23 protein-coding genes, 1 tRNA gene and 1 pseudogene are annotated in these 20628 nt (G+C 59.1%); 21 read left to right on the top strand and 4 right to left on the bottom strand.

Going from position 1 to position 20628, the window contains the following annotated elements; genetic code table 11:
* Positions 1–210: 210 nt before the first annotated feature.
* From rpmH to ABGT66_RS09230, 7 genes are all read left to right on the top strand, one after another.
* Entirely contained in the window at positions 211–345 is a 135-nt protein-coding gene (rpmH, locus tag ABGT66_RS09260) for a 50S ribosomal protein L34 (RefSeq protein ID WP_087366572.1), read from the top strand.
* A 5-nt stretch (positions 346–350) separates the two neighbouring features.
* A complete protein-coding gene (locus ABGT66_RS09255) occupies positions 351–743 on the top strand; it encodes a ribonuclease P protein component (RefSeq protein WP_303148618.1) in 393 nt (130 codons plus the stop codon).
* Positions 716–1039, top strand: coding sequence for a membrane protein insertion efficiency factor YidD (gene yidD / locus ABGT66_RS09250; protein WP_346690321.1), 324 nt, complete (start codon positions 716–718; stop codon positions 1037–1039). The genes ABGT66_RS09255 and yidD overlap by 28 nt, the downstream gene beginning before the upstream one ends.
* A gap of 87 nt (positions 1040–1126) precedes the next feature.
* Positions 1127–1870 carry a YidC/Oxa1 family membrane protein insertase gene (locus ABGT66_RS09245; RefSeq protein WP_294194170.1) on the top strand — a complete coding sequence of 248 codons (744 nt, stop codon included), beginning with the start codon at positions 1127–1129 and terminating at the stop codon, positions 1868–1870.
* A gap of 3 nt (positions 1871–1873) precedes the next feature.
* Positions 1874–2584 carry an RNA-binding cell elongation regulator Jag/EloR gene (gene jag / locus ABGT66_RS09240; RefSeq protein WP_294194172.1) on the top strand — a complete coding sequence of 237 codons (711 nt, stop codon included), beginning with the start codon at positions 1874–1876 and terminating at the stop codon, positions 2582–2584.
* Positions 2585–2608: 24 nt separating this feature from the next.
* Positions 2609–3373 (top strand): prolipoprotein diacylglyceryl transferase family protein, encoded by a 765-nt coding sequence (locus ABGT66_RS09235; RefSeq protein ID WP_346690318.1) that lies wholly within the window; start codon positions 2609–2611, stop codon positions 3371–3373.
* Between the two features lie 110 nt (positions 3374–3483).
* The gene (locus ABGT66_RS09230) at positions 3484–4986 is read left to right on the top strand and encodes a Do family serine endopeptidase (protein ID WP_346690317.1); all 1503 of its coding nucleotides are present in this window, start codon (positions 3484–3486) and stop codon (positions 4984–4986) included.
* A gap of 87 nt (positions 4987–5073) precedes the next feature.
* On the opposite strand, the gene ABGT66_RS09225 is transcribed toward ABGT66_RS09230, so the two are convergent.
* Positions 5074–5547: an L-2-amino-thiazoline-4-carboxylic acid hydrolase gene (locus ABGT66_RS09225; protein ID WP_346690316.1), complete on the bottom strand. Its 474-nt coding sequence runs from the start codon at positions 5545–5547 to the stop codon at positions 5074–5076.
* 124 nt (positions 5548–5671) lie between these two features.
* Here ABGT66_RS09225 and ABGT66_RS09220 point away from each other — a divergent pair, with 124 nt between their 5' ends.
* The 3 genes from ABGT66_RS09220 to ABGT66_RS09210 are packed head-to-tail and all read left to right on the top strand — an operon-like array spanning position 5672 to position 6536.
* Complete coding sequence (locus ABGT66_RS09220) at positions 5672–5989, top strand: hypothetical protein (RefSeq protein WP_346690314.1); 318 nt, start codon at positions 5672–5674, stop codon at positions 5987–5989.
* Positions 5990–6004: 15 nt separating this feature from the next.
* The gene (locus tag ABGT66_RS09215) at positions 6005–6328 is read left to right on the top strand and encodes a hypothetical protein (protein ID WP_300264809.1); all 324 of its coding nucleotides are present in this window, start codon (positions 6005–6007) and stop codon (positions 6326–6328) included.
* Positions 6318–6536 carry a hypothetical protein gene (locus ABGT66_RS09210; RefSeq protein WP_346690312.1) on the top strand — a complete coding sequence of 73 codons (219 nt, stop codon included), beginning with the start codon at positions 6318–6320 and terminating at the stop codon, positions 6534–6536. Before ABGT66_RS09215 ends, ABGT66_RS09210 begins: the two co-directional genes overlap by 11 nt.
* An 80-nt stretch (positions 6537–6616) precedes the next feature.
* On the opposite strand, the gene ABGT66_RS09205 is transcribed toward ABGT66_RS09210, so the two are convergent.
* Together ABGT66_RS09205 and ABGT66_RS09200 are read right to left on the bottom strand one after the other, a co-directional pair.
* Positions 6617–7975, bottom strand: coding sequence for a GntP family permease (locus ABGT66_RS09205; RefSeq protein ID WP_294195237.1), 1359 nt, complete (start codon positions 7973–7975; stop codon positions 6617–6619).
* A 234-nt stretch (positions 7976–8209) separates the two neighbouring features.
* Positions 8210–8950 carry a hypothetical protein gene (locus tag ABGT66_RS09200; RefSeq protein ID WP_346690310.1) on the bottom strand — a complete coding sequence of 247 codons (741 nt, stop codon included), beginning with the start codon at positions 8948–8950 and terminating at the stop codon, positions 8210–8212.
* 196 nt (positions 8951–9146) lie between these two features.
* Between ABGT66_RS09200 and ABGT66_RS09195 the strand changes: the two genes are divergently transcribed.
* Positions 9147–9220, top strand: a tRNA-Cys gene (locus ABGT66_RS09195).
* Between the two features lie 101 nt (positions 9221–9321).
* On the opposite strand, the gene ABGT66_RS09190 is transcribed toward ABGT66_RS09195, so the two are convergent.
* Positions 9322–10167 carry a hypothetical protein gene (locus tag ABGT66_RS09190; RefSeq protein ID WP_346690309.1) on the bottom strand — a complete coding sequence of 282 codons (846 nt, stop codon included), beginning with the start codon at positions 10165–10167 and terminating at the stop codon, positions 9322–9324.
* Here ABGT66_RS09190 and ABGT66_RS09185 point away from each other — a divergent pair.
* From ABGT66_RS09185 to secF, 10 genes and pseudogenes are all read left to right on the top strand, one after another.
* Positions 10154–10471, top strand: a pseudogene (locus ABGT66_RS09185) (AI-2E family transporter); the annotation flags it as partial. The gene ABGT66_RS09190 and the pseudogene ABGT66_RS09185 sit on opposite strands and share 14 nt — an antisense overlap.
* A gap of 38 nt (positions 10472–10509) precedes the next feature.
* Positions 10510–11148 (top strand): molybdopterin-guanine dinucleotide biosynthesis protein MobB, encoded by a 639-nt coding sequence (locus ABGT66_RS09180; RefSeq protein ID WP_346690307.1) that lies wholly within the window; start codon positions 10510–10512, stop codon positions 11146–11148.
* Positions 11149–11290: 142 nt separating this feature from the next.
* On the top strand, positions 11291–13249 hold the full coding sequence (locus tag ABGT66_RS09175; RefSeq protein ID WP_346690305.1) for a sodium-translocating pyrophosphatase: 1959 nt from the start codon (positions 11291–11293) through the stop codon (positions 13247–13249).
* 100 nt (positions 13250–13349) lie between these two features.
* Complete coding sequence (dnaG, locus tag ABGT66_RS09170) at positions 13350–15104, top strand: DNA primase (protein WP_346690303.1); 1755 nt, start codon at positions 13350–13352, stop codon at positions 15102–15104.
* Positions 15101–16435: an RNA polymerase sigma factor RpoD gene (rpoD, locus tag ABGT66_RS09165; protein ID WP_294195300.1), complete on the top strand. Its 1335-nt coding sequence runs from the start codon at positions 15101–15103 to the stop codon at positions 16433–16435. The genes dnaG and rpoD overlap by 4 nt, the downstream gene beginning before the upstream one ends.
* Positions 16436–16544: 109 nt before the next feature.
* Complete coding sequence (locus ABGT66_RS09160; protein WP_346690300.1) at positions 16545–16817, top strand: RNA-binding S4 domain-containing protein; 273 nt, start codon at positions 16545–16547, stop codon at positions 16815–16817.
* 79 nt (positions 16818–16896) lie between these two features.
* A complete protein-coding gene (locus ABGT66_RS09155) occupies positions 16897–17523 on the top strand; it encodes a redox-sensing transcriptional repressor Rex (protein WP_294195294.1) in 627 nt (208 codons plus the stop codon).
* Positions 17524–17627: 104 nt separating this feature from the next.
* Entirely contained in the window at positions 17628–18119 is a 492-nt protein-coding gene (gene yajC / locus ABGT66_RS09150) for a preprotein translocase subunit YajC (protein ID WP_346690299.1), read from the top strand.
* 105 nt (positions 18120–18224) lie between these two features.
* The gene (gene secD, locus ABGT66_RS09145; protein ID WP_300264253.1) at positions 18225–19607 is read left to right on the top strand and encodes a protein translocase subunit SecD; all 1383 of its coding nucleotides are present in this window, start codon (positions 18225–18227) and stop codon (positions 19605–19607) included.
* Positions 19608–19619: 12 nt separating this feature from the next.
* Entirely contained in the window at positions 19620–20501 is an 882-nt protein-coding gene (secF, locus tag ABGT66_RS09140) for a protein translocase subunit SecF (RefSeq protein WP_294195342.1), read from the top strand.
* Positions 20502–20628: the final 127 nt, after the last annotated feature.

The following is a 20628-nucleotide window of genomic DNA, read 5'->3' as shown; positions in this document are numbered from 1 at the left end:
TCCTTCACAAAGACAACGGAAATCTTACCATAAACTATGGCCCTTGCGCAATACTTCAAAATTTTTCTCGGGAAATTTAATGCGTTTCCTTGCCGTAACGGCGGCTCTATGCTATATTTATCAGGTTGTTTGGGGAATAACCGTGCAATGATAATTCTGAAAAGAATTTGACTTTTTTAGAATGAAGCAATCACGCAGGAGGTGTTGTCTGTGAAAAGAACGTTTCAGCCGCACAATCTGAGAAGGAAGCGCGCGATGGGCTTCCTGGAGCGCTCCGCGACGCCGAGCGGCCGCCGTATTCTTAGGAACCGCCGCCGTAAGGGCAGGGCGCGCCTCGCCGTCTAGTTCTGGTGGATTTTGGGTTTTCATCTGCCGGGCGTCTTAAAAAAGGCTGGCAGTTTGATTTTGTTTTCCGCACCGGACGTCGCGATTCAGGGGCGCTGGTGCGGTTGTTGTATGTAACGAAGGCGGAGGGCCCTGCGCAGGCAGGCGTCGCCGTGGGTAAGAAGATAGCCTGCGGAGCGCAGCGCGTGCGCGGGAGGCGCGTTCTTCGAGAGGCGGCGCGCCGTCTGCTTCCGTGGGTCAAGGACGGCGTCTGGTTCGTCGCGTCGCTGCGCGAGAACGGCCTCGAGGCCAACGCGCGCGACGTCTATTACGACCTCGCCGCGTGCATGAAGCGCCGCGGGCTTCTCACGAAGGACTGGCCCGGCGCGGATTGGGGCGTAGATTCAAAACGCGGCTGATAGGTCGTGCGTTTGCTCTGGTTCTGCTGTTCGCCGTCCGCTTTTATCAGGCGGCCGTCTCGCCGCTGCTCGGAGGCGGCAAATGCCGTTTTTATCCGAGCTGCTCGGAGTACGCCGCCGAAGCTTTGAAAATATACGGCCCTGTCATAGGGTCGTATCTCGCCGCATCGAGGCTGCTTAAGTGCGGCCCGTGGCACGAGGGCGGCTTCGACCCTGTGCCGGAGCGCGGCGAGATAGCTGCGCGGAAATGGCTCGGAAAGCTCCTGAAGCTGCGGGAGCGGACTTCGAAAGGATAGGTGAAGGTCTTGGGTATTTGGGACGGAGCGAGCCAGCTCCTTCTTTCGTTTCTTGAGTTCTTGTACGGTATAACCAATTCGTACGGTTTGGCGATCATCATTCTCACGCTCATTGTGAGAGTCGCGCTTTATCCGCTCAACCAGAAGCAGATGGTGAGTATGCAGCACATGCAGAAGATCCAGCCGATGCTGAAGGTCATCCAGGAAAAGTACGGCAACGACAGAGAAAAAATGAACCAGGAGACGATGCGTCTCTACAAAGAATATAAGGTGAATCCCGCCGCGGGATGCCTTCCCATCTTAGTACAGCTTCCGATACTAATTCTTCTCTTCAACGTCCTCAACTCTTACGACTTCGCCGACACGACATTCATGGGCGTGCTGCTCGGCTCGTCCGCGACGGCCGGCCTCGGCCAGGCTGTCGGCGTCGCGCCGGGGCCTGACGGCATCTACAGCATCTTCGCCGTGCTCAGCGGAATTTTCGCGAATCCCGCGGGACTTGCGAACGCGGGGCTCTACATCGGAAACCTCGTGCTGCTTATCTCGATTTCCGTGCTGACGTGGGCGCAGCAGAAGCTTTCGGGCGCGGGCAACAATCCTCAGCTTGCGATGATGAACACGATTATGCCGGTCTTCATGGCTTTCATATGCCTTTCGATGCCCGGCGGCGTCATGCTCTACTGGGGCCTCTCCTCGCTGATAGGCATCGCGCAGCAGTACTTCGTCATGAAGAAGACGAAGGAGCAGCTCGCGATTAAGCCGACCCTGCACAAGAACAAGCCAGTCAGCAAGCAGAACGACGGCGATGACGATGAGGACGACGAGGAATAGGCTATGAGAAATACTTCCGATACGGAGCTTATGCCGATGCCTGAGATAGAGAGCCGCGTTGTGGAGTGTTCCTCCGTCGACGAGGCGAAGGCCAAGGGCGCGGAGATATGGGGAATTCAGCCCGACGACATAGACGCTACGGTAATTTCCGAGGACAAGAAGCTTTTCGGGCTTCTCGGCTCGACCTATAAAGTCGAGATAGCGCCCTTTGCGCCGGTCTCCTACATAAAATCCTGCCATTTCGTCAACGAGATGCTTGACAAGATGGATCTCGACCTCATTCCCGAGCTTACCGACGACGGCATCATCAACCTCGTCGGCGAGGATGCGGGGGTCGTAATCGGGCGCTACGGCGAGACGCTGAAGGCTCTTGAATATATCACGAACCTCGTCTGCCACGACGACATGTCGACGCGCCGCGTGCGCTTCGACTGCGGCGGCTACCGCGCGCGCCGCGAGCAGACGCTCAAGCGCCTCGCGGAGTCTATAGCGCGCGAGGCGAAGCGCAAGGGCTCGCCCGTGAGCCTCGAGCCGATGTCGAGCTGGGAGCGCCGCCTGATACACATAGCGCTCCGCGACGACAAAGAGATCGAGACGCGCTCGATAGGCGAAGAGCCTCTGCGCCGCGTCCTCGTCTGCCCGGTGGGCGGGCAGCGCCGCGAACGCGACCGCGGAGGACGCAGGCCGCAGCGCCGCAGCAGCAGGTTCAACTAAACGGGCGAGGCGCGTATGCGTCCTGTGCTCTTTGAGATTTTCAACGCGGAGGTCCGCAGCTATTACGCGCTGTGGGCCTTCGCTCTTTTTTTGCTCGTCGTCTGGACGCGGCGCAGGGCGGAGCGGCTCTACGGCATGAGCGAGTCCGACGTCTCGTCCGTGCTCGTATGGGTCTACTGCGCCGGGATACTCGGCTCCTTCGTCCCGGGGATAATGGAGCGGCTGCCGCTTTATTTGGACGGGAGGATAGCCTTCGCCGAGGTGTTCCGCGGCCTTTACTCCGCGGGCGGGCTTCTCGCCGGCGGCCTCGCGGGGCTCTGGCGGCTGAGGAAGCTCGGCGCGAGCGCGGACGCCTTCGCCGACGCCGTGTCGATTCCGCTCGCCGTCATGCTCGCGGTCGGGCGCGTAGGCTGTCTGCTCGAGGGCTGCTGCTCGGGCGTTGGCGCGGCCTTCGGCGCTGCGCCGCGCTTCTGGCTGCATTTTCCGACAGACCCCGCAAATTTCTGGCGCTTTCCCTCGCAGCCGCTAGAGTCGTTCGCGGCGCTCTGCATCGCGCTCTTCCTCGCCGTCCTTTCGGCTTTGTTGCCGGAGGATAAACGCAGACGCGGCGGCGTGCTTTTCCCCTTCGTCCTAATTCTTTACGGGCTTTACCGTCTGCTCGCCGACCCGCAGCGCCAGCTCTACGCCGACGGCCTCATGAACGTCAACCGTTACGTCTGGACGGCGGGGATAATCGTCGGGGCGGCGTGGCTTATGCGGACCGCGAAGCGGCTGCGCGCGCGGGACTGAGATTTTACAAACAAACCTCTATAGTTTTTATTGACTTTTGTTGACCTTATGCTATTATATCCAACATGCAGGGCGAATGAATACAGAGAAATTTTTGGAGGTGTCTCAGTTTGGAAAAATTCAAAAAAATCACGACGGCGGCCTTGGCGGCGCTGATCCTTTTCGCGGGCGGCACGGCCGGCTCGTATATAGCGACTAGGTATACGCTCAGCGAATCCGGCGTCGTTAAGGAAACAAATCCGGCGGGCGAGGCGGTCGCCTCTCTGCCTGCGGCGGGCGACGTCAAGAACCCGCTCGTATCGATAGTAAAGAGAAGCTCCCCGGCGGTCGTCAACATCGACGTCGAGAGCATGGTGACGCAGCAGCCCATCATGAACCCCTTCCAGGGCCATCCGTTCTTCGACGAATTCTTCGGCGAGGAGTTCTTCGGACCGCAGCAGCCGAGGAAGGTGCCGCGCCGCGGCAAGGGCTCTGGCTTCATCGTCAGCAAGGACGGCTACATCCTTACCAACAATCATGTCGTCGAGGACGCTGAAAAAATCCGCGTGACGATGCTCGACGGCCGTACCTTCGACGCGAAGAAGATAGGGCAGGACCCGACCTTCGACCTCGCCGTGATACAGATAGAGGCTAAGGACCTTCCGTTCCTTCCGCTCGGCGATTCCGACGCGACCGAAGTCGGCGAACAGGTCGTCGCGATAGGCAACCCCTACGGCTTCGGCAGCACCGTGACGGCGGGCATAGTCTCCGCTAAGAACAGGACGCTCCAGGCTCCCGGAGTCAACTTCCAGGGCTTCCTCCAGACCGACGCGGCGATCAACCCCGGCAACAGCGGCGGGCCGCTCATCGACATGAACGGCAGCGTCATCGGCATCAACACGGCCATAATCCCCTACGCGCAGGGCATCGGCTTTGCCATCCCAATCGACATGGCGAAGCAGGTCATGGACGACCTCATCAAGCACGGCGAAGTGCGCCGCGGCTGGCTCGGCGCGACGGTGCAGCCGCTGACGGCCCCGCTCGTCGAAGCCTACAAGATACCGGTCAAGGAAGGCTCGATAATAGCCGACATACAGCCCGGCTCGCCTGCCGATAAGTTCGGCCTCCGGCGCGGAGACGTCATCGTCAAAATAGGCGATAAGGACGTCAAGACGAGCGAGGACGTCGTCTACGCGGTGCGCAACAAGCTCGCGGGCGACAAGGTGAAGTTCGAAATCTACCGCGACGGCAAGAAGATGAGCCTCGACGTGACGCTCGGCGACGTCAGCGAAGTCAAGTCCTTCAGCGGCAAGCCGAAGCAGGGCGGAGGCCAGCAGCAGACCCCCGCTGAATCGAAGCGCATGGGCATAACGGTCGTGCCGAACAGCCCCGAGTTCAGCGAGGCGCACGGCCTGACCGAGAGCGAGGGCGTAGTGGTCGTATCGGTCGAGCGCGGCTCGCGCGGACAGCGCACCGGACTTCGCGCTGGCGACGTGATACTCGAAATTAACCGCCAGAAGATAAACGGCATAGCCGACTGGGAGCGCATGGTGAACGAAAAGACGAAGAACTTCGGCTTCCTCGTCTCGCGCGGCGGGCAGACGCTCTTCATCTCCTCGGGCGACGGAGAGTAGAAACGTAAAAATCTAAGAAACGGCAAAAATAAACGCGGGCGGCCTCATTGCGGGCCGCCCGCGTTTTCTGTCCTTACCGGATTATTACTAGCCGCGCTTCCTGTAGCAGAAGTCGCAGCGCGTTCCGCCCTCCATCAGCGTTTCGCTGCGGACGAGCTCGAGGCTTTCGTCGAAGCCATCGAGGAACGCCGCGTCGCGTTCGCACGACAGCACCGCGCCCAAGTCCGCGCAGCCGAGTTCTTTGTAAAGCTCCGCGAATTTGCAGCGCGTCACGTCGAAGGCGCAGCATTCCTCGTCGTCGCGCCGCGGCGTCACGGTCAGCGCGCCGCCCTCGTTGAACTTTTCGACGCAGTTTTTCTTCAGAGACTCAAGCCCGCCGCCGTGAGCGGCGGAGACTGCGCGGCCCGACTCGCGGGCCGTCTCCCGTATCGCGCGCCGCGCGGTCTCAAGCGCCCGCTCCTCGCCGAACTCGCGGCAGAATGCGCGAATCAGCGGCGCGAGCACGCGCGCCTCTATCTCCCTTTGCTGCAGCATCGTTATCTCTTTGTAGCCTTCCTTCACAGCCTGCACCTCCGATTGAAAAATCTTCTCCGCCGTTATTTTACCGCAGGCGCGAAAGGCGCGCCCGCAGATGTTAGAATAATGTCAGGCGGCGCATGACGCCGCGCGCAGGGAGGCATCGACGATGAACGAAGAATCGACGCCGCGCGAAGGCGCGGAACAGATAGAGACGCTTGAGGCGAGGATACGCGAGCTCGAAGCGAAGCTCGCCGCAGCCGGCGCGGCCGGAAACTCTGAAAAACAGATAAACGCGGCGATAGAGGAGCGCGCGGAGCGGCTCTTCGAAGAGCTGAAGCCGTATCTCGAAAAATACCGCAGCGGCGGAGACGAGCTGCTGCGCCGCTGCGCGGAGAAGGTGCGGGAAAACCCCGGAGCGTCGCTCGCGATAGCCTTCGGCGCTGGCCTTATAGCCGCGAAGCTCTTCGAGCGCGGGAAAGACTAAAGGCTGGAGGATTCCGTGAACAGGATTACGAACGCCGTCCTGAGCTTCTTCGAGCTCGTTGAGGCCGAGGGGCGCGAGCTGCGCGCGCAGACCGAGATTATGGCGAAGCGCGTGCTTCTGCTTTTCTTCGGCGGGCTTCTGCTCTTCGCCGCGGCGCTTGCAGGCGGCTTCGCATTCTACGCCGCCGTCGCGCCGAGGCTCGGCCGTCCCGCGGCAGCGCTGCTTGCCGCCGCGCTGCTCGCCGCGCCGGGGCTGTACGCGCTTTCCAAAGGGCTTGCGAAGGAACGCGGCTCCGCGCCCGCGCCGCGAAGCGAAGGAGACGACGCCAATGCCGGCTAAGCCCACCGTAGCCGAGGCGAAGCGGAACTTCGCCGCCGCGATGGACAAGCTCAGCGTCGCGGACGCCGTGCGCGAACACCCGCTCGAAAGCATAGGGGCGGCCGTCGCGGCCGGCGCGCTCGTCGGGCTTTCCGGGCGTCGCATATCGCGCATAATATTCCCAATACTTGAAATGAGCGGATGGGCTTCGCGCTGGCTCTCGAAATAGCGCGCCGCCGCCGAATATACGAAAAGGCCCCCGCCGCGCGGCGAGGGCCTTTCTTCTAAGCTCTTGTCATGGATTTCAGATTACGCAAGGAACATGTAGGCGACCAGCACGCCGACCATCGAGGCGAGCCCTATTACGAGCGTGCCCATCGTCTGCGTCCTGTAGCCGTCCTCGACCTTCATCTCTCCGAAGTTCGTGACGACCCAGAAGTAAGAGTCGTTCGCGTGCGATACGGTCATCGCGCCCGCGCCTATCGCGATTACGCAGAGGGCGGAGAGCACCGGAGTGTCGAGGCCGAGGGCCGGAAGCACGGGGGCGAGCATACCCGCGGTCGTCGTGAGCGCAACCGTGGACGAGCCCTGAGCCGTCTTGAGTATCGCGGCGAGAAGGAACGGGAAGAAAATTCCGACCGTCTCAAGCACGTTCGAGTGCTCCGTGATGAACTGCACCATGCCGGAAACGCTGATGACCTTGCCGAGGACGCCGCCCGCCGCCGTTACGAAGAGTATCGGACCGACGACCATGAGCGTCTCGTTCGTCATGTTGTAGAACTCGGACATCTTGCCCGCCTGCGCGAGAAGTATGACGCCGAGGATGACGGCGACCGCGAGCGCTATGATAGGCGTGCCGAGGAAGGCGATGAGGGGAACGTCCATCTTAGCCATCGAGAAGGCCGAGGCGATGCCCATGAGGAGAATCGGGACGACGATCGGCGCGAAGGACATGACCGCGCCAGGAAGCTGGCCGTACTCCTTGAGCAGCTCTTCGTAGGTCTTGACCGGCTCGCCGGAGGCCTCCGCGAGCTCGTCCTTCGACTTGACGCGCTTACCGATATATCTCGCGAAGATATATCCCGCGATAAGCGGAGGAATCGAGAGCAGCATTCCGAGGCCTATGACGAGCAGCATCTCGTTGCCTATGCCTAGAAGGTTCGCCGCGGCTATCGGTCCGGGCGTCGGCGGTATGAAGCAGTGCGAGATGTAAAGGCCCATCGAGAGCGCGACCGTCATGGCGACGCTCGAAACCTGCGTGCGCTTGACGAGCGCCTTTCTGATCGGGTTCAGGATGACGAAGCCGCTGTCACAGAAGACGGGGATAGAAACTATCCAGCCCATGATGAGGATCGCGAGGTCGGGGTTCTTCTTGCCGACGAGCTTGACGACGACGTCCGCCATCTTGAGCGCCGCGCCCGTCTTTTCGAGCAGGATGCCCGTCAGGGCGCCGAGGATTATGACGATGCCTATGCTCGTGAAGGTCCCGGAGAAGCCGGAGCCGATGGTCCCCGGAATCTCCTTGAGCGGGACGCCCGCGACGAACGCGAAGAAGAGCGAGACCGCCATAATCGAGAGGAACGGATGAATCTTGAACTTCGAAATCGCTACGATCATTGCGACGACTGCTACTACAAACATAATAATAAGCGGTATGCCTGTCATCATAAATGACCTCCTATAAGGATGATTTTTGTGCCTTTTTCAGCACGCGCGATATTCTATGACTTCGTGATTGGGATTACAATGTTATAAAGAATGAAAATCCTGTGATAAGGGCCTAAAACGGCCCCAAAGCGGGAGATTTACGTATTATTGCCTATAGCGAGGCGGCGCGCGGCGGACGAAGCCGGCAGGGAAAAACGGCGGACGCGGGCGCGCCCGCCGCAGATGCGTTTATTATTAATTTATCAGCATGTCGCGCGCGGCGCAGGGCGAGCTCCCGGCCCCGGCGTAAAGCACGTGCATCCCGCTCGGCTTGCGCACGAGCTTATAGCCCACGGCCCCAGCCGCGAGCGCTTTGCGCTGGCGGTCGAAGTCGCGTATCGGAAGCTGCATGTGCCAGTGCGTCCAAAGCGGGAACTTCGGGCGGAACTCCTTCTTGAGCACGTATCTGATGTGCCCGCCGTAAATCTCCTTCAGCGCGACGATGCGGTAATTGCAGTCGAGCACGTTCTGCAAACTGAAGATATTGTATGGCGACACAGTCGTAAGTATCTTGTCGCAGCTCTCGGCTATGATGTTCTCCGCGTAATACTGGCTCAGGAACTGCACGTTGTTGCCGCGGAACTCCTTATCCACGACGCAGAAGCCGGTGCACGCGGCGCGCTCCGCCTCCTCCGGCGGCAGCCCCATGCTCTCCGCCGTATAACGCGCCCATTCCGCTCCGGTTATCGCCGTCCGCAGGCATATAAGCCGTCCCTCGTGCTTTATCCCGACGGACAGCCCCTCGCCGCCGAGGTATCTTTGTATCTCGTCCGGCGCGCTCGGCACAAAAATATCCATGCTCAGCCCGTGCGCGACCTCGTCGTGGAGGCGCACCGCGTCCTCGAAGTCGTCGGGCGACAGCAGCGACATGACGCACGGCACGACCATCATGCTGCCGTCGGGCTTGTGCCTTCTCACATAAACGCTGGTCTCCATCTGCGGATAATTCATCGTGAAATTCCCCCTCGTCCCTGCAAAGGGCTGTTGTTTAATTTTTTGTCAAAGTCAACGAATTTATTATATCATTATCATGCTATGCTAAAAATATCATAAAAGGCTTATCGCCGAAACGACGCGCCGTTAACATTTTCTTGACACATTGGGACATGCTTGCTATACTTTCCAGCGTTACGGCGGCATAGCCAAGTGGTAAGGCAGAGGACTGCAAATCCTTCATCCCCAGTTCGAGTCTGGGTGCCGCCTCCAACAGAAAACAGATCCCCGGCTCAGGCCGGGGATTTTTTCTTATCCTCTATCTTCGCGGCGGCATAAATTATTTGACTATAAACCGAATGGCTGTTAGCATTTTAGACGTATATAAAAGTCTGTAACGGGCCGCCGCGTCCGTCGCTTGTCTGTGGAGGAACTTCTCGATGCCCGATAAAAGATATGTGCTTGCGGTAAAGAAGATACGCTCGAGCGTCGTCCCCTTCGTTCTTCTGCTCTTTTTCTTCGTCGTCGTCTCGTGGTACATCATCAAGCCGCTCGCGATACCGCTTATATGGTCGATTCTGTTTTCGTACTTCGCGCACCCGCTCTATAAATTTATGCACCGCAGGCTTTTCGGCGAGAAGTACAGGAATGTAGCCGCCGCCATCAGCACGGGCGTAATTCTGATATTTATCGCCATTCCGCTGCTCCTGCTCACGATGTTCGTGACGCGCGAGGGGATTCGGATAAGCCGCCACATTATGGAGAGCGGCCTCATCTCCGGTTCTTACCAGGACATCATACTCATGATAAAGAATATCCCGATTTTCGGCAGCTTCGTGCATGAGCTCGACCTTATAACGGAGCTCCCGATTCTCGATGCCATCGTGAAGAACGGCGCGCAGCTCGTCACGCGCTTCCTGCGCACGATATCGAGCCAGATTTTCGAAAGTATATTGAAGATACTCTTCCTCATGCTCATCGTAGCCATCACGTCGTTCTTCCTTGTGCGCGACGGCGAGAAGATGATCAACTACATCTCCGAGCTTCTGCCGCTGAAGTCGGAAGAGCGCCGCGGCTTTATAAAGCGGACCGCCGTCATGCTTCGCGCGGTCGTCTGCGGAATAATAATGACGGCGGGAGTGCAGGGGATACTGGGCGGGCGCTGGCTGGTGGTTCGTCGGCCTTCCGCATCCGGTATTTTTCGGCTTCTGCATGTTCATGACGGCTATGATACCTTTCGTCGGAACTCCAGCGATTTGGCTGCCTGGCTCGTTCGCGCTGCTGCTTGCCAACGACATCAAGAACTGCGTCATTCTGCTGCTTTGGGGGCTGCTCGTCGTCAGCTCGATAGACAACGTGATAAAGCCGATGTTCATCTCCGAGGGCAGCAAGATACATATGCTGCTCGTATTCATCGGGCTCTTCGGCGGCCTTTACGCCTGGGGTTTCATCGGCGTCTTCGTCGGGCCGCTGCTCCTGTCGCTCGCCATGTTCCTGCTCGACATTTACCACACTCTGAGATAGCGCGTTGACTGGGATTCCATACTCGAGGGCGATAAAAAATGATTCGGATATTCGCAGTCTCCGGTTTCAAGAACAGCGGCAAGACGACGCTCTGCATGAAGCTTCTGGAGGAGCTCGGACGCCTCGGCGTGAGGACGGGCTACATCAAGAGGACTGCGGAGGAAGCGCTATCCCCGCGCGCTGCCGACACGGGGCGCGCCGCCGGGCTCGGCGTGAGCTCCGCGCTGTGGGGGAGCGACGGACTGAGGATTGAAAGCCCGGCCGTCGGAGTTACGCCGGAATATATAGTTGCCCGATATTTCCCCGACGCGGAGATCGTCATCGTCGAGGGCGGAAAATATCTCGACCTTCCGAAAATATGGGTGGAAAACGGAGAGCCGCGCCCGGAGGAAGTCGTAGGCGTATTCATGACCTACGACCGCAATTCCGAGGGCGACGGGAAAACGCGCTTCGGCGCGGGCTGCGAAGCCGAGATGGCGCGGCGGCTGGCCGCTTCCGTGCGCGGCGGTTTCTACCGCAGCACAAAAATATATATAGGCGACAGGCCGCTGCCCATGAAGGACTTTATCGCCGATTTCGTCCGCGGAAGCGTGCTGGGAATGCTGGCCTCGCTGAAAGGCGGGCGCGACACCTCGGAGGGCGTCCGCGTCTATATAGACGGCGAAGTAAAAAAATAGCGTTTTTGTTTGCTTTCACAAATATATCACAGCGCGATTTCCTTTTCGCAGTTGATAAATACTTTCACAAACGATATAATTTGTTACCGGCTCATGACAGAGCCAAAGCATTATTAAAATCCTTCAAGGGGGCAATTCAGCGATGAATATGCTGTTGTTAACAGGAGTAGTCGGAGCGCTGGCGCTTGGATACGCGGCGGTGGCATCCGGCAAGATAGGCGCGTTCAAGGTAGACCACGCGCGAGTGACCGAGCTGTCCGGAATCATCCAGGGAGGGGCCATGGCCTTCCTTTACAGAGAATACAAAGCCCTGGTCCCATTCGTAATCGTAGTCGGCGCGCTCCTCGCATGGAAAATAAACCCGCAGAGCGCCGTCTGCTTCGTCTGCGGAGCCGTATGCAGCGCCCTCACCGGCTACGTCGGAATGAGAGTCGCCACCAAATCCAACGGTAAAACCGCCTTCGCCGCAACCCACGGCATGAACGACGCGCTCAAAATAGCCTTCACCGGCGGCAGCGTCATGGGAATGACAGTCGTAGGCGTAGGCCTCCTCGGCGTAGTAGTCATGTACTTCATCTTCAACGACGCCAACATAGTCACAGCCTTCGGCTTCGGAGCCAGCTCCATAGCCCTCTTCGCCCGAGTCGGCGGAGGCATATACACCAAAGCCGCCGACGTAGGAGCCGACCTCGTCGGCAAAGTCGAAGCCGGAATCCCCGAAGACGACCCCCGCAACCCCGCAGTCATAGCCGACAACGTCGGAGACAACGTCGGAGACATAGCGGGAATGGGAGCCGACCTCTTTGAATCCTACGTCAACTCCATAATAGCCGCAATGGCCATAGGAGCCCTCGTCATGGACCAGGGCGGAGTCATCTACCCGCTCCTCCTCTCCGCCATAGGCATAATAGCCTCCATACTCGGCACCTTCTTCGTCAGAGTCAAAGAAGGAGGAGACCCCGCCAAAGCCCTCAGAATAGGCCTCGGCTCCACCGGCCTCTTCATGATAATAGGCGCCTACTTCCTCACCAACTGGATGTTCGGTGACCTCACCCTCTTCTTCGCGGTCATCTCCGGAGTAATCTGCGGCCTCCTCATAGGAGCCGCCACAGAATACTACACCTCCGGCGACTACGGCAGCGTCAAAGAAATAGCCGCCGCCTCCGAAACCGGAGCCGCCACCAACATCCTCGCCGGCCTCGGAGTCGGAATGAAATCCACAGCCATCCCCGTAATCCTCGTCTGCATAGCGACCCTCGCCGGCTACCAGTTCGGCGGCCTCTACGGCATAGCCTGCTCCGCAGTCGGAATGCTCGCCATCACCGGCATGGCCCTCTCCGTAGACGCCTACGGCCCCATCGCCGACAACGCCGGCGGCATAGCCGAAATGGCCGAACTGCCGCATGAAGTACGCAACATCACAGACAACCTCGACGCCGTAGGCAACACCACCGCGGCCGTCGGCAAAGGCCTCGCCATAGGCTCCGCGGCCCTCACCGCCCTCGCCCTCTTCGTCGCCTACGCCGAAGCCACCAACCTCACCACCATAGACCTCAAAGACCCCAAAGTCATGGTAGGCCTCTTCATCGGAGGACTCCTCCCCTTCCTCTTCAGCGCCCTCTCCATCCAGGCAGTAAGCCGCGCAGCTGAGAAAATGATAGAAGAAGTCCGCCGCCAGTTCAGAGAAATCCCCGGCATAATGGAAGGCACCGGCCGTCCCGAATACGAGCGCTGCGTAGACATCTCCACAGCCGCGGCCCTCAGAGAAATGATAGTCCCCGGCCTCATGGCCGTCCTCGTCCCCGTCATCGTCGGACTTGCGCTCGGCGCCCCCGCGCTCGGCGGACTCCTCGGCGGCTCCATAGTCACCGGAGTCATGATGGCCATATTCATGTCCAACTCCGGCGGCGCGTGGGACAACGGCAAAAAATACATAGAAAGCGGCAACTTCGGCGGCAAAGGCACCCCTGCGCACGCTGCCGCGGTAGTCGGCGACACAGTAGGCGACCCCTTCAAAGACACCGCGGGCCCGAGCCTCAACATCCTCATCAAGCTCATGTCCGTCGTCGCCACTGTCCTCGCTCCGCTCTTCGCGATGTAGCTTTTGCCACAAAACAAGCGGAATCTGTGATAATTAAAATTAGAGGGAGAGTAAAGCTCTCCCTCTGATTTTCTTGTTTCTGAGCAATGGAGGCTGGACAATGGCGTCGGACGATGTCCGTGAAATAAAATCGAGGCTCGACATCGTTGAAGTCATATCCGAATACGTCCAGCTCAAAAAGAAAGGGCAGACCTATTGGGGGTGCTGTCCTTTTCATAATGAAAAGACGCCGTCGTTCTCCGTTTCTCCGGAGCGCCAGACCTTTCACTGCTTCGGCTGCGGCAAGGGCGGGGACGTTTTTTCGTTTGTGATGGAGAAAGAACACCTGGAGTTCCGCGAAGCTCTCGAACGCCTAGCGGAAAAGGCCGGCGTAACTCTGTCGAGCCGTCCGGGAAGCGGCGCGCCGCGCGGAAGCGCCGACGCCAACAAAGCGGCTCTAGAATTCTTCATGGAGTCGCTGAAAGCGCCCGAGGGCGAAGCCGCCAGGAAATATCTCGCGCGCCGCTCGATAACGCCTGCGGACGCCGCGCGATTTGAAATCGGATGGGCGCCCACCTCGTGGGACTCGCTCACGCGATACCTGATACGCAGGGGAATATCCGAAGAACAGGCCGTCGACGGCGGCCTCGCTCTGCCGGGACGCAGCGGCGGCTGCTACGACCGCTTCCGCGGCAGGGTGATGTTCCCGATATACAGCATGACGGGGCGCGTCGTCGGCTTCGGAGGACGCATACTCGACGGCGACGGCGCGAAGTACCTCAACAGCCCGGAGAGCCGCGTCTTCAACAAAAGACACAACCTTTACCTGCTGAACAAGGCGAAGGCGGCGATCGCGTCGAAGGAATGCGCGATACTGGTCGAGGGCTACATGGACGCGATACGCGCGCACCTCTGCGGATATACGAACACAGTCGCCTCTCTCGGCACGGCGCTCACTTCGGTGCAGGCCTCTCTCATAAAAAGGATGACGGGACTGTGCTATGTGTGTTATGATTCTGATTCTGCGGGCGAAGAAGCCGCGCTCCGGGCCATGTATATACTTCAGGCCGAGGGCGTGACCGCGAAGCGCGTAGTGTGGCGCGGCGGCAAAGACCCGGACGAGCTGCTTCTTCTGCCGGACGGACGCGAGCTCTTTGAAAAATCGATAGAATCCGCGCTGCCTCTGCCGCTTTACCACGTGCGTCTCCGGAGCGGTGCTCTCAAAGACCCGCTGCGCGCGCCTGCCGCGCGTAAGGATTTGTTTGAAGGGCTGGCGTCGCTCTCGGTATTCGACGTTTCGCCGTACATCGACGAAATCAGCGAGACGCTCGGCCTGTTCCCGCACGAGCTGAAAGCGCTCATAGACTCGCAGAGAAAGGCGGAGACTCAGACGGCCCGCCGCGCGGAGGCCGAACCGCACAGCGCCGCCGAAGCGCCGGAAACATATTATGAAGAGGCGGAGGCTTACGGCGACGACATTGAATATATGATATGCAGCCTGCTCTGGAACGACGAGGAAATCCGTTCCTCCTGCGACATGAAGAGCGTCGCGCTCTATACGTCGGACGAATCGGTGCGCGCGATAATATACGCTCTGATGTCGGGCGACGAGCCGGAGGCGCTCGAACGGCGCTGGCAGCAGATGAACGACGAAAAAGGTCTGAAAATAATCGCGCGCGGCAACGGACTGCTCGCCAGGGAAGGAATAACAGCGGAGACCGCGCGCAAATTGATAGACGAGCTTCGGCTCAAATTTATAAAGAGAAATATCGCTCCGCTTGTCGCCAAGATAAAGGACGGCAGCATCACGGAGGCTGAATATATGGAATATCTGCATTACACAAGATTACTAAAAGGAGGGAACATAAAGGCATGAAGAAAACGAAGAAGAAAACAGAAGAAACAATGCCGGAAGAAAAGTCCCCTATCACAGACGCTGCGGGCGGCGCGGAAGCGCCGCAGGAGGGCGATCCCGCGGACGGCGGCTACCCCGACGAGATGGTGATGGAGAAGCTGGACCCCGTCGAAGACGACTCGGACCTGCTCAACGTCATGGAGCCTCTCGACGACGAAGAGGACGAAGATTCGGGCGGCGCGTCTGGAGACGACCAGGACGGGACTGATTACAGCGCGTACATAGACAACGTGCGCGACCTGCTCCACGAAGGGCGCGAAAAGGGCTTCGTCACCTACGAGGATATAGAAAAGAAAATGCCGAAGGATTTCCTGACGGCGGACATCCTCGACAACATATACATGAACCTCATGGAGCTCGGCGTCGACGTCATCGACGAGCCGAAGACGAAGGTAGACCCCTCGGAGGGCGAGACGGTCCTCGCCTCCTCCGGCGCGGACGATATGGGCGACCTCGAAGACCTGCCGCTTTCCGACCCCGTGCGCATGTACCTGCGCGAGATAGGCAAGATTCCGCTTCTGACCTCGGAGGACGAAGTCAAGCTTGCGAAGGGCGTAGAGGCGGGCGACGCGTCGTGCAAGGACGCCCTCGTAGAGGCCAACCTTCGCCTCGTCGTCAGCATAGCGAAAAAATACATCGGACGCGGGATGCTCTTCCTCGACCTGATACAGGAGGGCAACCTCGGGCTCATCCGCGCGGTGGAGAAGTTTGACTACCACAAGGGATACAAGTTCAGCACCTACGCTACGTGGTGGATCCGTCAGGCCATAACGCGCGCCATTGCGGACCAGGCACGCACGATACGCATCCCGGTCCACATGGTCGAGACCATCAACAAGCTTATCCGCGTCTCGCGCCAGCTCGTGCAGAAGCTCGGACGCGAACCGACAGCCGAAGAAATTGCGGCCGGCATGGAAATCCCATCCGACAGGGTGGAGGAGATACAGCGCATCGCGCAGGAGCCCGTCTCGCTCGAAACGCCTATCGGAGAGGAAGAGGACAGCCAGCTCGGAGACTTCCTCGAAGACAAGGACCTGCCGAGCCCCGAAGAGGCGGCGGCGAGCCAGATACTCCGCGAGCAGCTTGACGAGATGCTCGACGACCTCACCGACAGGGAGCGCGAGGTGCTGCGCCTGCGCTTCGGCCTCGAGGACGGCCACGCCCATACTCTCGAAGAGGTGGGGCGCCGCTTCGGCGTAACGAGGGAACGCATAAGGCAGATAGAGGCGAAGGCGCTGCGCAAGCTGCGCCACCCGAGCCGCAGCAAAAAGCTGAAGGATTTCCTCGAATAGTATAACTACACCCGGCACAGCCGGGTGTTTCTTTGTTTTTGCGGATTACATTTTATTGCGCTTAAAGTTGATAAGCATTATACTTTTTTACATTGCGGAGGTGGACGGTTTGAGGCTGGACAAATTCTTAAAGCTTTCGCGCCTTGTGAAGCGCCGGACCGTGGCGCAGGAAATGGCGGAGATAGGAGCCGTCCGGCTCAACGGGCGGCAGTGCAAGCCGTCCTCAGAGGTGCGCGGCGGAGACACCGTAGAGGTCGCCTATCCTCGCCGCGTGCTGAGCGTCAAGATTGAAAACGCCGATGAAGCGGCGCTCAAGCGAGGCGCTTCGGCCTATTCCGTTATAGAAGAAAAACAGGTCAGCCAGGACGAAAAGCCCTGGTGATCCATCAATAAAAGCTTTGGCGAAACATGGCGGCACGCGCATCGCGGAGCCGCCGGACGAAGGAGGACGAGCGTTCGTTATGAAGGTAGCGGAACCGACGGTAGAAAGGCTCATACAATATTACCGTCTGCTTATAATGATGAAGGAAGAGGGCCGCAAGGTCGTCTCTTCGCTCCAGATGGGTGAGATGCTCGGCATAAAGGCGAGCCAGGTCAGAAAAGACCTCTCGTACTTCGGCGAGATAGGCAAGCGCGGCGTAGGATATCATGTCAACCGCCTCTGCGCTCATATAGAAAACATACTCGCGTCGCCGCGCGTCTGGCACGTGGCGCTTGCCGGAGTCGGAAACCTCGGCACCGCGCTCATGGGCCACGCCGCCTTCCAGAGCTATAAGTTCAGCGTCGAGGCGCTCTTTGATGTAGACCCGGAGAAGGTCGGCAAAAAGCTGATGGGCGTCGACTGCTTCCACGTCGACGACATCGCGAAGGTGATGGAGGAACGCAATATCGAGGTGCTGATCCTCGCCGTACCTGCGGCTGCGGCGCAGTCCTGCGTCGACAAGGCCGCCGCGTCGCCGACGCTCAAGGGCATCCTTGCCTTCACTCCGGCTACCGTCGTCGTGCCGGACAGGATACTTTTCTACCGTGTGGACATATTCGTAGAGCTTGAAAAGCTGCTCTTCTTCCTCAAAGAGCGCGAAAAATAGCTCCATTTGAGGCAAAACGAATAGTCAGAACTGTCAATCTCATGCTAAAATAGCCGGTGTTACGCATATAGGCGAATCGAACAATTTGTAAGGAGGAGTTTTCTTTGGAGCAGCAGGGCGGATTAATGGGGATGATGTTACCCCTCGCGATGTTCGCGGCGATCTTCTATTTCATGATCATCAGGCCGCAGAAGAAGAAGCAGAAGGCGCATGACGAGATGCTCGCCAGCATCAGCAAGGGCGATACGGTCATCACGGCAGGCGGATTTTTCGGCATCGTTCGCGAGATTCTCGACGACAGCTATCTGATCGAGCTTGACGAAGGCGTCAAGGCCCGCATCCTCAAGAGTTCCATCTCGATGAAGAAGGGCGAAGGCAGCACCGCGCCGCAGCAGCCCAAGAAAAAGAAGGGCAAGAAGAACGAGCAGCAGGCGCAGGAGACGAAGCCCGAGGAAGAGCTCCCGGCTGAGACCGAGGCGCAGCCCGCGGAAGCTCCCGCAGAGGAGAAGCCCGCTGAGGCCGAGCCCCAGCCGGCAGAAGAGGCTCCCGCCGAAGAGAAGCCCCGCCCGCAGGTAGGCGCCGGTTTCGAAAAATAAGACGAGGTCATAAAGACTAACGTCCGAAAGAAAGTTTTGACATTTTACGGAGAGGACGGCTTTATTGTAGTCCACTCCGTTTTCTTTGTGAGGAGGCGCATATAGATGCTGAAAAGAGACAAATGGCGGCTGATAGTCGTCGTCGCCGTCATCGTCATAGCCGCCGTGGTGGCCTTCCCGATAAAGGGGAAAATGCGTCTGGGGCTCGACCTCAGCGGCGGCGTGCATATCGTGCTGCAGGCTAAGGGAACGCCCGAGAGCCCGCTTACCCCGGACAGCATAGACAGGCTTCTCGTCGTCCTGCGTTCGAGAATAGACCAGTACGGAATAGTTGAACCGATAATACAGCGCGAAGGCGACGACCGCGTGGCGATCGGCCTTCCCGGCGTCGACGACCCGGAGGCTGCGCTCGACCTTATAGGGCGCACCGCCGTTCTCCAGTTCCGCCAGGTGCTCGGAGAGTCCCCGAGAATACCGCTCGAACCCATCCGCTCGAACTACGACAACGACGAACAGTTCAAGGCCGCGCAGGAGCGTTGGCAGAGAGCGAAAGACGAAGTCGGCCTTTACATAGAGCAGATGAAGGAAGCCGTCAAGGACAATCCCGAGATGGCTGTCGCCAACAGCGAAGAGGGCGGCGCATACCTGCTCGGCAAGCAGTACGTCAGCGGCGGCGATCTGACGAAGGCGGAGACGACCTTCGACCAGTTCGGCAAGGCGGCGGTATCGCTCACCTTCAACGCGGAAGGCGCGAAGCTCTTCGACGAGGCTACGGCCGCCAACATCAACAAGCAGATAGCGATAGTGCTCGACGGAACGGTCATATCGGCCCCCGTCGTCCAGCAGCGCATATCCGGCGGCGAGGCGCAGATAACTGGCTCCTTCACGACCGAAGAGGCCAATAGGCTCGCCATCATGCTGCGCGCGGGCGCTTTGCCCGTCTCCGTCGAAATACTTGAGAACAGGTCCGTAGGGCCGTCGCTCGGAGCCGACTCCGTGCGCGACGGCGTCAAGTCCGGCCTCATCGGCGCGGCTCTCGTCGTCGTCTTCATGCTGGTCTACTACGGCTTCCTCGGAATCGCCGCCGACATAGCGCTCTGCGCCGCTATGCTCATCGTCGTCGCGATGATGATAGCGCTGCACTCGACGCTGACGCTGCCCGGCATCGGAGGTATGGTGCTGACGATAGGCATGGCGGTCGACGGCAACATACTGATATACGAACGAATGAAGGAAGAGCTTCGCGCCGGCAAGACGACGATGGCGGCTCTCGACGCCGGATTCCGTAAGGCGCTCGTCGTCATCCTCGACTCGAACATCACGACGCTCATCGCCGCGGCGATACTCTTCTACTTCGGAAGCGGACCGATTCGCGGCTTCGCCGTCACGCTGAGCATAGGCATCGTTGCGTCGGTCTTCTGCAACGTCGTCGTGACGCGCACGCTTCTCGGCATAGCGCTCTCTGCGCGCAGGAAACAGACTATATAGGAGGCGCGGACGATGACATTCTTTGATCCCACAAAGACGAACATCCCGTTCATCCAGTACAGGAAAATTCTTATAAGCATAAGCGTCGTCCTCATCGCGGCCTCTATTGCGCTGCTTGCGACGAAGGGGCTCAATTTCGGCGTCGACTTCACGGGCGGCCTCGTCCTTCAGGTTGAGTTCGAAAAGCCGGTAGACGTCGGCGACGTGCGCGCGGCGCTCGCTAAGATAGGCCACGGCAGCGCGACGATACAGGCCTTCGACGAAAAGGCGATACTGCTGCGCTTCCAGGCGCAGGACGACGAGGTGCGCAAGGCCGTGCTCGCGGTGCTCACCTCCGACATCGGACCGTATAAGGTGCTCCGCATCGACAAGATAGGACCCGTCGTTGGCGGAGAGCTGCGCATGCAGGCCGTCTGGTCGCTCTCCCTCGCGCTCGCCGCGATACTGATTTACATGGCATACCGCTTCCGCTTCCGCTTCGGCGCGGTCGCCGTCGCGGCGCTGATGCACGACGTAATAATAATGCTCGGAGCGTACAGCCTTACAGGAAAGGAAATTTCCGTAACCTTCATCGCGGCCATCCTCACCATCGCGGGCTACTCGCTGAACGACTCGATAGTCGTCCTCGACCGCGTCAGGGAAAACTGGTCCGACGCTCGCTCGCTCGGAATTGACAAACTCGTGAACAGGTCAATCAACCAGACGCTCTCGCGCACCATCAACACCTCGCTCACGACGCTGCTTCCGATCATCGCGATGTACATCTGGGGCGGCGAGGTAATCAGCAACTTCGCCTTCGCCTTCCTAATCGGCATCGTCGCCGGTACGTACAGTTCGATATGCATCGCGGGCGGACTGCTTGTCATCTGGTACCTGCGTTCGCCGAAGTACTAAAGCTTCTCCGCATATACAGAAAATCTCTCCCGCAGCCGCTTGTGGGAGAGATTTTTTTTGTCTGGAGACCCGGAACACCTTTGGCAAGGTCTAAATCTTGATTACACAATGGATATATTTCGCAGAG

The organism is uncultured Cloacibacillus sp. (assembly GCF_963926575.1).
Classification (GTDB): domain Bacteria; phylum Synergistota; class Synergistia; order Synergistales; family Synergistaceae; genus Caccocola; species Caccocola faecigallinarum.
Note: the sequence above shows the minus strand (reverse complement) of the source record. Positions and strands in the feature narration are given on the sequence as shown.